2 protein-coding genes are annotated in these 12,849 nt (G+C 68.4%); both read left to right on the forward strand.

Translation table 11 applies throughout. From position 1 onward, the window contains the following. Positions 1-2,944 (forward strand): type I polyketide synthase (locus NL1_RS02205; protein WP_156094607.1); only part of this gene is annotated, 2,944 nt, incomplete at its 5' end. Next, positions 2,944-12,846: a type I polyketide synthase gene (locus NL1_RS40100; protein WP_084510235.1), complete on the forward strand. Its 9,903-nt coding sequence runs from the start codon at positions 2,944-2,946 to the stop codon at positions 12,844-12,846. The genes NL1_RS02205 and NL1_RS40100, both read left to right, overlap by 1 nt. Positions 12,847-12,849: the final 3 nt, after the last annotated feature.

The raw sequence follows: 12,849 nt of genomic DNA on the forward strand, positions 1-12,849 counted from the left end.
CTTGCACCGTGCGGGTGTCGCCGGATTCCTTGTCGCGGGTCCGGACGGTGGACTGCCCGGACTGATCGAAGCATCCGTGGAATCGCCGGACGCGCGGGTGATCTCGGTGCTGGGAAAGGGACGTTCGGAGCCCTCGTCCGCGCTGGCGGCGGTCGCCCACCTGGATGGAGTGGATTGGGCCGCGGTGTTTTCCGGCCGCGCGGTGCAGCGAGTCGAACTGCCGACGTACGCGTTCCAGCGGCGCCGGTACTGGGCGGATTCGATGGCGGGTTCGGGGGATGCGCTGTCGCTGGGCTTGTCCACCCTGAGTCATCCTGTGCTGGGTGCCGTCGTGAACGCGCCGGAGTCGGGCGGTGTGGTGCTGACCGGCCGCCTGTCGCAGCAATCCCAGCCGTGGCTGGCCGATCACGCCGTGGCCGGGGTGGTGCTGCTGCCCGGCACGGGCTTCGTGGAGTTGGCGCTGCGCGCCGCTGACGAGGTGGGCTGTGCGGTGCTGGCGGACTTGACCTTGCAGGCACCGCTGCTGGTGCCGGTCGAGGGCGCCGTACGGATCCAGGTCGTGGTGAGCGGTCCCGAGCAGACCGGTGACCGTAGTGTCTCGGTGTATTCCACCACCGAGAACGGGAACGGGGAGTGGGTGCTGCACGCACGCGGCACCGTTGGGCCGGCCGCGAAGGTGCCGGAGTTCGACTTCGAGACCTGGCCGCCGTCGGGGGCATTGCCGGTCGACGTGGCGGGCGCCTACGACCGTTTGTCCGACCTCGGGTACGGCTACGGTCCCGCTTTCCGCGGTCTGACAGCGATGTGGCAGCGGGCGGAGGAGGTGTTCGCCGAGGTCGTCCTCCCCGGCGTGGCCGATGCGGCAGGGTTCGGCGTGCATCCGGCGTTGTTCGATGCTGCGCTGCATGCCGGTGCGGTGCACGGAAGTTCGGGGTCGGATGGGGACGCGACAGCGGTGCCGTTCCTGTGGGAGGGTGTGTCGTTGTTCGCCTCGGGGGCGACACGGTTGCGGGTGCGGATCTCGCCGGTCGGCACCGACAGCGTCGCGGTGGAAGCGGCGGATCACGCTGGAGCGCCGGTGTTGTCGGTGCGGTCGCTGTCCGTGCGACCGGTGTCGGAGGAACAGTTGAGGGGACCGGGTCGGGGAGATCTGCTTCGGATCGCGTGGCGGGCGGCTGCGGCTGCGGGTTCGGCGCCATGGGCGGAGTGGCATGAGGTCGAAACCGGCGGTCAGGTACCGGATGTCGTGGTCTACCGGTGTGCAGCCCGTTCCGATGGGGTGGTGGCCGATCTGCATTCCGTCAGTGTCGACGTGCTGGAGGCACTTCAGCGGTTGCTGGCCGACGAGCGGTTCGCCGACACGACCCTGGCCGTGGTGACCGAACGGGCCGTCGATGTCACCGGCACCGACCTGGCTGCTACCGGCGCCGAGCTGAATATGGCCCATGCTCCCGTATGGGGTCTCCTGCGCGCGGCCCAGGCCGAACACCCCGGACGGTTCATCGTGGTGGACGTCGACGGCGATCAGTCCTCGACCGCTGCCTTGTCGGTGGCGTTGGCCTCCGGCGAGCCCGAGGTGGCGATCCGGCTCGGCCGGGTCTGTGTCCCTCGGTTGGCGCGCATCGCGCGGGCCGAGATCGGCGAACCAGTCCGACTGGATCCCGATGGCACGGTGTTGATCACCGGTGGCACGGGTGGGATCGGAGCCGAAGTTGCGCGGCACCTCGTTGCGCGGCACGGTGTGAAACGTCTGCTGCTGGCAAGCAGGCGGGGTTCGAGTGCTCCGGGCGCGACCGTTGTGCGAGACGAGCTCGAGGCGCTCGGCGCATCCGTCGATATCCTTGCGTGCGATGTGGCCGACCGAGCGGCACTGCAACGGTTGATCGAGGCGATTCCCGAGGCATGTCCGCTCACCGGGGTGGTGCATGCCGCAGGGATCGGCGACACCGGCCTCGTCGACGCGCTGACCGCAGATCGGATGCACTCGGTGTTGGCTGCCAAGGCGGATTCGGCTTGGTATCTGCACGAGTTGACCGCGGGTATGCCGCTTGGTTTGTTCATGATGTTTTCCTCGGTGGGCGGCTTGGTGTTGGCCGAGGGGCAGGGCAACTACGCGGCGGCGAATGTGTTCTTGGATGCGCTGGCCGCGTATCGGCGAAGCAGTGGACTTTCGGCTGTGTCGGTGGCGTGGGGTTTGTGGTCCGGTGCGGGTATGGGCGATCTGCTGGGTGCGGCACGTATTCAGCGCATCGAACGCCAGGGCATCACACCGCTGTCGGTCACCGATGGGTTGGCGTTGCTCGATTCGACGCTCGGCGTGGCGGATTCGGTCGTCGTGGCCACCCGCATCAGTACCCGAGCACTGGCCGAGCGCACCGACCTGGTGCCCGCTCTGCTGCGTGACCTGGTTCCACCGGCTCGGCGGATGGCCGCGGGCGACACGGGTGATTCCACCAGCCTGCGGAAGCGGCTGACGGGTTCGACCCAGACCGAACAGATCCGCGTGGTCCTCGAGGTGGTTCGTACCCAAGTGGCGGTTGTTCTCGGACATGACAGCGCAGCCGATATCGATCCGGACCGCAATTTCCAGGAGCTGGGTTTCGACTCGGTGACGGCGATCGAGGTCCGCAATCGGCTCAACACCGCCACCGGGCTGCGCCTGCCTGTCAGCCTCGTTTTCGACTACCCGAGCCCGGCCACCCTCACCGAATACCTTGTTCGGAAGCACCTTTTCGCCGACCGACCCGGATCTCCCGATCCCGCGCAGGCACGACTACGGGACATCATCGGCGCGATTCCGCTCGACACGATCCGTCGCGCAGGGTTGCTGCCCGCGCTGCTCGAACTGTCCGGGCAGGCGCCCGACACGGACATGGAATCCGACGGCGATGCTATCGACTCGCTCAGCGCCAGCGCGCTCATCGAGATGGCACTGGAGGACTGATGACCGCTTCGGACCAGACCCTGCTGGACGCGCTCAGGGCGTCGTTGAAGAAGTACGAGACGGTGCGCGCGCAGAACCGGCAGCTGGTGGCCGCCACCAGGGAGCCTGTGGCGATCGTCGGGATGGGGTGCCACTACCCGGGCGGGGTCTGCACACCTGAGGACCTGTGGCGGATGGTGGCCGACGGGCGCGACGTGGTGTCGGAGTTCCCGGCCGACCGCGGCTGGGACGTCGACGGGCTGTTCGACCCGGATCCCGATGCGACCGGGAAAACGTATGCGCGCGAGGGCGGCTTCCTGCATCGGGCAGGCGAGTTCGACGCAGGGTTCTTCGGGATCAGCCCCCGCGAGGCCGTCGCCATCGATCCGCAGCAGCGGCTGGTGCTGGAGACGTCGTGGGAGGCACTGGAGCGGGCCGCCATCGACCCGAAGGCGTTGCGGGGCAGTGCAACCGGCGTCTACATGGGCGTGATGCATCATGACTATCCGCGCAATGACAGTGCGGGCTCGATCGTTTCGGGCCGGGTGTCGTATGCGCTCGGGCTGGAAGGGCCTGCGGTATCGGTGGATACGGCGTGCTCGTCGAGCCTGGTCGCGCTGCACCAGGCGGTGGCGGCGCTGCGGTCGGGCGAGTGCACCTTGGCCTTGGCCGGCGGCGTGACGGTGATGGCGACTCCCGGACTGTTCGTGGAATTCTCGCGGCAGCGGGCCTTGTCGGCCGACGGACGGTGCAAGTCGTTCGCGGAGGCCGCGGACGGTACCGGGTGGTCCGAGGGCGTCGGGGTGCTGGTGCTGGAACGGCTATCGGATGCCCGGCGCCATGGCCGCCGCGTGCTTGCGGTGATTCGCGGTAGTGCGGTGAATCAAGATGGTGCGTCGAATGGTTTGACGGCGCCGAACGGACCATCGCAGGAGCGGGTCATTCGTCTGGCGTTGGCGAATGCTGGGCTGGCCGCGTCCGAGGTGGATGTGGTCGAGGCGCACGGGACCGGTACGGCACTGGGTGATCCGATCGAAGCTCATGCGCTGCTCGCCACTTACGGTCAGGATCGTCCCGTCGACCGCCCGCTGTGGCTCGGATCGATCAAGTCGAACATGGGCCACGCCCAAGCCGCGGCCGGTGTGGCCGGGGTGATCAAGATGGTCGAGGCACTGCGGCGGGGGGTGCTGCCGAAGACACTCCATGTGGATTCACCGTCGTCGCAGGTGGATTGGGACAGCGGCCAAGTGGAACTGCTTGTCGAACACCGGGATTGGGACGAACTGGATCGGCCGCGACGTGCTGCGGTGTCGTCGTTCGGGATCTCCGGAACCAACGCCCACCTCATCCTCGAGCAGGTCGCCGAGCATGATGTCACCGCCGACACGACGGGCTATCGGCCTGTGCTGGTGCCGTGGGTGTTGTCGGCGCGCAGTGCGCAGGCGGTGGCCGACCAGGCGGGTCGGCTGCTGGACTGGGTGTCGTCCCGTCGGGAGTCGGATCCGGTGCATATCGGATGGTCGCTGGCGACGACGCGATCTGTATTCGAGCATCGAGCCGTGGTGCTCGGGCCGGATCGCGACGGCTTGCTGACCGGCACCGTGGCATTGCACGAGGGTGCCACCGCGGCTGCCGTGATCCGAGGTTCGATACAGCCCTCGGGCGGCACGGCATTCGTATTCCCCGGGCAGGGGACGCAATATCTCGCGATGGGCCGCGAACTGCACGGCGCGTTTCCGGCATTCGCCGCGGCATTCGACGCGGTGATGAGCGCCGTCGATGCACACGGTGATCAGTCGATCCGGGACGTGCTGTGGGGGGAGGACCGGAACACACTGGACCAGACGTCCTGTGCGCAGGCGGGCCTGTTCGCCGTGGGCGTCGCACTGTTCCGGCTACTCGAATCTTGGGGTGTGCGCGCCGATTTCGTCATCGGGCACTCCGTCGGTGAGATCACCGCCGCACATGTGGCCGGCATGTTGTCGCTCGACGACGCCGCCGCGTTGGTGACCGCACGAGGTCGGCTGATGCAGGCGCTGCCCTCCGGCGGCGTGATGTACGCGGTGCAGGCGTCCGAGGCGGAGGTGCTGCCGCTGCTGGTGGACGGAGCGGCGCTGGCGGCTGTCAACGGCCCGGAATCGGTTGTGGTGTCGGGTGCGGCGCAGCCGGTCGCGAAGGTGGCCGACCGCTTGGCCGAAATGGGCCGTCGCACCGGTCGGCTCGCGGTATCCCACGCGTTCCATTCGGCATCGATGGAACCGATGCTGGCCGAGTTCGCCGAAGTTCTCGCGGGGCTGGACTTCGCCGAGCCCACCATCCCGATCGTGTCGAATGTCAGTGGGAAATCGGCTGGCTCCGAGATGACCGCACCCGAGTACTGGGTGCGGCATGTCCGGGAGACCGTGCGCTTCGCCGATGGGGTGCGCACGCTCGCCGCGGCCGGGGCACGCCGGTTCGTGGTGGCAGGTCCGGACGGTGGGTCGACGGGACTGATCGAGCAGTGCCTGGAGCCCGCCGATCCGGTGGTGACACCGATGCTGGTGCGGGATCGTCCGGAGGCATCGTCAGTGCTTGCCGGGGTCGCGCGTGTGTTCGTGACCGGAGTGGACGTCGACTGGAGCGCGGTGTTCGGCGGACACGGCCGACACGTCGATCTGCCGACCTACGCATTCGAACGGCAGCGGTTCTGGCTGGAATCGGTGGGGGATTCGGCCGACGTTTCGCGATGGGGACTGGCGGGCGCCGACCATCCGTTGCTGGGTGCGGTTGTGCGACATGCCGAGTCAGGGGACGTGGTGTTCACCGGTCGGTTGTCCGCAGGCACGCAGGCGTGGCTATCCGATCACGCTGTCGGTGGTGTGGCGCTGCTGCCGGGGACCGGTTTTGTCGAGCTGGCGCTGCGGGCGGGGCAGCAGGTGGGTTGCGGCGCCGTGGAACAGTTGACCGTGCAGGCTCCGCTGATCCTGCCAGCGGCGGGCGGGGTGCGGGTCCAGGTGGTCCTCGGTCGTCCCGAGGAGGGCGGCGGGCGTTCGGTCGCGGTGTACTCCTGCGCAGAGGACGAGGATGTCGATGGAACGTGGGTGCTGCACGCGACGGGCCGGGTGCACACAGGGGGAGCAGATACCCTGCCGGACTACGTATTCGAGACATGGCCACCAACGGGGGCGACGGGCGTGGACATCGCCGGAGCCTATGACCGCCTGTCCGACTTGGGATATGGCTACGGTCCCGCCTTCCGGGGTTTGACGGCGATGTGGCGGCGAGGGGAGGAGGTGTTCGCCGAGGTCGTGCTGCCGGAAGTGGCGGACGCGGCCGGGTTCGGTGTGCACCCTGCCTTGTTCGATGCGGCATTGCACGCGAGCGCGCTGGCAGATTCAGGACCGGACGGACAGGCCACGGCGGTGCCGTTCCTGTGGGAGGGGGTGTCGTTGTTCGCTACCGGGGCGTCCCGGCTGCGGGTGCGGATCGTGCCCATCGGCTCCGGCGCTATGTCGGTGCAAGCAGCTGACGGTGCAGGGATTCCGGTGGTGTCGGTGCGGTCGCTGTCCGTCCGGCCGTTGCCACCGAAGCAGCTGGCACAGTCCACACCGGGGGAGCTGTTCCGGGTGCAGTGGCGCGCAGTTCCCCGCGGCGAGCCGGTCTCTGCGGTCGAGTGGGGAGAGGTGGCGCTGTCCGGATCGGTCCCGGAAGTCGTTGTGCTGAAGTGTGACACAGAGGTCGGCGAGGTGGTCGCGGGTCTGCACTCGGCTACCGCCGCTGTCCTGGCGGTGTTGCAGCGCTGGCTGTCGGATGAGCGGTTCGCCGATGCGACGCTTGCGGTGGTGACCGAGCGGGCGGTCGACATTCCGGGGACGGACGTCCATGTGGCACACGCCCCCGTGTGGGGCCTGGTGCGTGCGGCTCAGTCCGAGCACCCGGGCCGCTTTGTGCTGGTGGATGTCGATGGGGCCGAATCGTTGTCGGAGCTGCCTGCCGTGCTGATGTCCGGCGAGCCGGAGATCGCGATTCGGCGGCGCGCGGCGTTCGTACCCCGGTTGGCTCGGATCGCGCAGACCCCACAGCGGGAGCCGGCGCTCGATCCCGATGGCACGGTGCTGGTGACGGGTGGCACGGGTGGGATCGGGGCCGAGGTTGCCCGGCACCTCGTTGCGCGGCACGGTGTGCAGCGTCTGCTGCTGGCCAGCAGGCGGGGTCCGGATGCTCCCGGTGCGACCGCTTTGCGGGAGGAGTTGTCGAAGCTCGGTGCGCATACCGACATCGTCGCGTGCGATGTCTCCGATCGCGGATCGCTCGCGCAGTTGCTCGCGGGAATCCCGGAGTCGTCTCCGCTGACCGGGGTCGTGCATGCGGCGGGGATCGGCGACAGCGGTCTCGTCGAGGCACTGACCGCTGATCGGATGCATTCGGTGCTGGCCGCGAAGGCGGATTCGGCGTGGTATCTGCATGAGCTGACCGCGGGTATGTCGCTGGGTGTGTTCATGTTGTTCTCGTCGGTCGGTGGTCTGGTGCTGGCCGAAGGGCAGGGCAACTATGCGGCGGCGAATGTGTTCCTGGATGCGCTTGCCGCTCATCGCCGAGGTCTCGGTCTCGCGGCGGTGTCGGTGGCGTGGGGTTTGTGGTCGGGTGCGGGTATGGGTGATGCGCTGGGTGCGGCACGTATTCAGCGCATCGAGCGTCAAGGCATCACCCCGCTATCGGTAACCGAGGGCCTCGCCATGTTCGACGCGGCGTTGTCCGCGACCACCGCGCTGGTCGTAGCGACACGCATCGACCCGCAGGCGCTTTCGCGACGATCGACCGAACTACCAGCTCTGCTCAGGGAATTGGTGACGATCCCGCGGCGCCGAGTGGTTGGCGACTCCGACGACTTCGGCATGCTGCGCCGGCGCCTGGCCGGTGTGAGCGAGACCGAACAGCGGCGGGCGGTCCTCGACGTAGTGCGCGCCCAGGTGGCCACGGTCCTCGGACACCGCGACGCCAGCGCTGTCGATCCCGACCGTAACTTCCAGGAACTGGGTTTCGACTCGCTGACCGCCGTCGAGGTCCGCAACCGGCTCACCGCCGCCACCGGGCTACGACTACCAGCAGCCCTCGTTTTCGACTATCCGACACCTACGGCACTCGCCGAGTACCTCCACCGGCACATGGTGGGCGAGGCTCCCGGAGAATCCATTGCCGCGGCTGCGTCATCCGGTGCAGTCGCGGAGCCGGTGGCCATTGTCGGGATGGGGTGTCGTTTCCCAGGAGGTGTGTCCTCCCCGGAGGATTTGTGGCGGCTGGTCGCCGAGGGCCGGGATGTGGTGTCGGGGTTTCCGTCCGACCGCGGCTGGGATGTCGCCGGATTGCCCGTGCGCGCAGGCGGCTTCCTGTACGACGCCGGTGAATTCGACGCGGGATTCTTCGGGATCAGCCCGCGCGAGGCGATCGCGATGGATCCGCAACAGCGGCTCATGCTGGAAACCTCATGGGAGGCGCTGGAGCGGGCCGGCATCGATCCGACGTCGTTGCGGGGCAGCGACACGGGCGTCTTCGTCGGCGTGATCAGCCAGCCGTACGGTCTCGGCGCTGACGATGAGGCCGCGGGCGAGGGCTACCTGATGACGGGGACGACACCGAGTGTGGTGTCGGGCCGAGTGGCGTATGCCCTCGGTCTGGAAGGGCCTGCCGTGTCGGTGGATACGGCATGCTCGTCGAGTCTGGTCGCGCTCCATCAAGCGGTGCAGTCGGTGCGCTCGGGTGAGTGCGCGCTCGCCCTCACCGGCGGTGTGACGGTGCTCGCGACACCGGCGATATTCGCCGAGTTCTCCCGTCACGGCGGGTTGGCGACCGACGGGCGGTGCAAGGCATTCGCGGCGACCGCAGATGGTACCGGCTGGTCGGAGGGTGTGGGAGTGCTGGTGCTCGAGCGGCTCTCCGATGCGCTGCGCCATGGTCACGAAGTGCTGGCGGTGGTGCGCGGGTCGGCGGTGAATCAGGACGGTGCGTCGAATGGTTTGACCGCGCCGAACGGTCCGTCCCAGCAGCGGGTGATCCGGCGGGCGTTGGCGAACGCGGGTGTCGCCGGCACCGATGTGGACTTGGTCGAGGCGCACGGCACCGGAACGACGTTGGGTGATCCGATCGAGGCGCAGGCACTGCTCGCGACATACGGGCAGGACCGGCCTGCCGATCGGCCGCTGTGGCTCGGATCGATCAAATCGAATATCGGCCATACCTTGGCCGCTGCGGGGGTGGCGGGCGTGATCAAGGCGGTGGAGTCCATGCGACGCGGCATCATGCCGCGCACCTTGCATGTCGACGCACCGTCGCCGCACGTCGATTGGGACAGCGGTCGGGTGGAACTGCTTGCCGGGCAACGGGAATGGGACACGGTCGGTCGGCCCCGGCGCGCCGGGGTGTCGTCGTTCGGTATCTCCGGTACGAATGCCCACGTCATCATCGAACAAGCCCCCGAACCCGAGACGATCGATCCTTGGAATACCGAGGAGCCCGGCGCTTCGCGTGCCGTGCCGTGGATGATTTCCGCGAAGAGCGAATCGGCCATACCCGCCCAGGCATCGAAGTTGGTGGAATGGGTATCCGCGCATCCCGAGCCGGATCCGGTCGATGTCGGATGGTCGCTGGCCGAAACTCGGTCTCGGTTCGATCATCGCGCAGTGGTCGTCGGGTTCGAGCGTGCGGAGTTGTTATCCGGGTTGACCGCCCTGGCGGCAGGGGAGCCTTCGGGCGCTGTGGTGCGCGGGGTGGCGGACACCTCGGGCAGAACCGCATTCATCTTCCCAGGCCAGGGGGCGCAGTATCTCGGCATGGGCCGGGAGTTGTACGACGCGTACCCGGTGTTCGCGGCGGCCTTCGACGCGGCCGCGGATCGGCTGGACGGATATCTGGAGTGCTCGCTGCGCGAGGTCGTGTGGGGCGACGACACGGACACCGTGAACGCCACGGCGTTCGCGCAAGCGGGATTGTTCGCCGTCGGAGTCGCCCTGTCGCGGCTGCTCGAATCATGGGGTATCCGACCGGATTTCGTTGCGGGTCATTCGATCGGTGAGGTCGCGGCCGCCCATATCGCCGGCGTGTTGTCCCTCGACGACGCGGCCGCGCTGGTGGCGGCACGCGGCCGGTTGATGCAGGTGCTGCCGGACGACGGCGCGATGTGCTCGGTGGCGGCAACGGAGACCGAAATCATGCCGTGGTTGACCGCCGACGTCGCCGTCGCCGCCGTCAACGGCCCGGGTTCGGTCGTGGTGTCCGGTGCTCGAGCGGCCGTACGAGACGTGGTGAGCCACTTCCAGGGCATCGGCCGCGCAGCGACGTGGCTGCGGGTGTCACACGCGTTCCATTCGCCGTTGATGGAACCCATGCTGGCGGAGTTCGCCGATGTGCTCGCGGGGCTGTCGTTCACTGAACCGGTCATCCCGATCGTGTCGAATGTCAGTGGGGAACTGGCCGGTTCGGAGTTGGCCGCGCCGGAGTACTGGGTGCGGCATGTCCGTGCGACGGTGCGCTTCGGCGATGGGGTGCGCTCGCTCGAGCTGGCCGGGGCGAGCCGTTTCGTAGTGGTCGGCCCGGATGGCGGATTGACGGATCTGATCGAGCAGTCCGCGGGCGTGACAGCGGTACCGGTGCTGCGCAAGGATCGCCCTGAGTCGTCGACGGCGGCGGCAGCCGTTGCGCAGCTCGACGTGACCGGAGAAACCGTCCACTGGCGTGCCCTGTTCGGCGAAGGCAGGCGCCGGGTCGGGTTGCCGACGTATGCGTTCCAGCGCCAACGATATTGGCTCGGCGGCACAGCCACGGCACAGCGGCCCGGCCGCGACCGGGTCGACGGTGAGTTCTGGGCCGCGGTCGAACGCGGCGACGTGAGCGCGTTGGGCGTTGATCCCGGTCGGCGGTTCGACGAGGTGCTGCCGTTGCTGTCGTCCTGGAGGCAGCGGCGCCGGGACGAGTCGGTGATCGACTCATGGCGGTATCGGATCGAATGGACGTTGCTGGCGGACAGCGCGACACAGCCGTCCGGGAGCTGGCTGGTCGTCGCCCCATCCCACAGCATGATCGCCGATGAGGTTGTCGAGACGTTCATCGAATCGGGTGTCTCGGCGCAATCGGTGTCCGTCGATGTCGACGGGATGGACCGCGCCGCGATCGCCGATCTGATCCGGGCAACCCGAGTGGATGAGCTGCACGGTGTCGTATCGCTGCTCGCCATCGACGATCGAGCCGGTGCGGTCTCTTCGGTATCTCGCGGCGTGCTGGGGAATCTCGCGCTGCTCCAAGCACTGAGCGATCTGGCACCGGGCGACCCGGCGCATGGCGTGCCCATCTGGTGCGTGACCAGCGGCGCAATGGCAGCCGTTCCGTCCGATCGCATCGCCGACCCCAGACGTGCCCAACTGTGGGGGATGGGGCAGGTAGCAGGCTTGGAATTCCCCGACTGGTGGGGCGGCATGATCGACCTGCCACCGGAATCGGATCGGACCTCGCTGCGGCGGCTCCTGTCCGTGTTGTCCCGTGACGATGGCGAGGATCAGCTCGCGATCCGCGAAACCGGTGTCTACGGGCGGCGAATGATGCGCGCCCCCGCGCCCCGCGCAGCTCGGACCTGGACACCGCGCGGGACCGTGCTCGTCACCGGTGGAACCGGTGGAATCGGCGGGCACCTCGCGCGCTGGTTGGTGAAAGCCGGTGCCGAACATGTCGTTCTGCTCAGTCGGCGAGGCCGCCACGCTCCCGGCGTGGCGGAACTCGAAACCGATGTCGGCGTCTTGGGCGGCCGTATCACGATCCTGGCCGGTGATGTGACCGACCGCGGCGCTGTGGCCGCGGCCGTGGCGCTGGTCGACCGCGACGCCGGCGCGTTGACCGCGGTGATCCATGCCGCGGGCGTCGCCGCGCACCATCCGCTCACCGAGATCGTGCCCTCGTCCATGGTCTCCGTCCTCGCCGCCAAGGTGCTCGGGGCCGAACACCTCGACGACGTGCTCGGCGACCGTCCCCTGGACGCGTTCGTGCTGTTCTCCTCCGGTGCCGCGACCTGGGGCAGCGCAGGCGCCGCCGAATATGCAGCCGCGAACGCCTTTCTCGACGGCCTCGCCGAGCAGCGGCGGGGTCGCGGCCTGGTCGCCACCGCGCTGGCCTGGGGCGGCTGGGCCGGTGACGGTATGGCCAGAACCGGGGACGCCGGGCAGTACATGACCCGGATGGGTGTCCGACTGATGCGACCCGAACTGGCGATGACCGCGCTCGCCAACGCCATCGGTGGCGACGACATCCGGACCACCATCGCCGACATCGACTGGGACCTGTTCACTGCCGTCTACACCATGGCGCGGACACGCCCGCTGATCGCCGATATTCCGGACGTGCGAGCGATTCGGGAGGCGGATCGACACGACACGGCGGGCGCGGCGTCATCGGCGTTGGGGCAGACACTGGCCGCGATGCGGGAATCCGAACAGCGACAAGCCATTCTCGAGGTTGTCTGTATGCAGATCGCCGCGGCACTCGGCCACGACGGCCCCGACGACGTCGAGCCAGGCCGCAACTTCCGTGATCTCGGTATGGACTCGCTGACCGCCGTCGAAACCCGCAACCGGTTGAAGGCGGCCACCGGGCTCACGCTGCCCGCGACCCTGCTCTTCGACTACCCGACACCACAAGCCGTCGCCGAGCACATACACCGGCAGCTGGACCTCGGCGCAGGCTCGGACGGCGATATCGATCCGGACGAGCGCGAAATCCGGCGCCGCCTGGCCACCGTGCCACTGGCGCATTTGCGTGAGATGGGAATCCTGGACGCCTTGCTTCGCCTGGCCGACACCGACCATCCCGCGCCGCTCTCCGACCGGACCGGCGCGCCGGAGTCGATCGATGCGATGGACTCGGAGAGTCTGGTCGCCCACATCATGAGCAACCGGCTCAGCTGAGAG

The organism is Nocardia lijiangensis NBRC 108240 (genome assembly GCF_001613045.1).
Classification (GTDB): Bacteria; Actinomycetota; Actinomycetes; order Mycobacteriales; family Mycobacteriaceae; genus Nocardia; species Nocardia lijiangensis.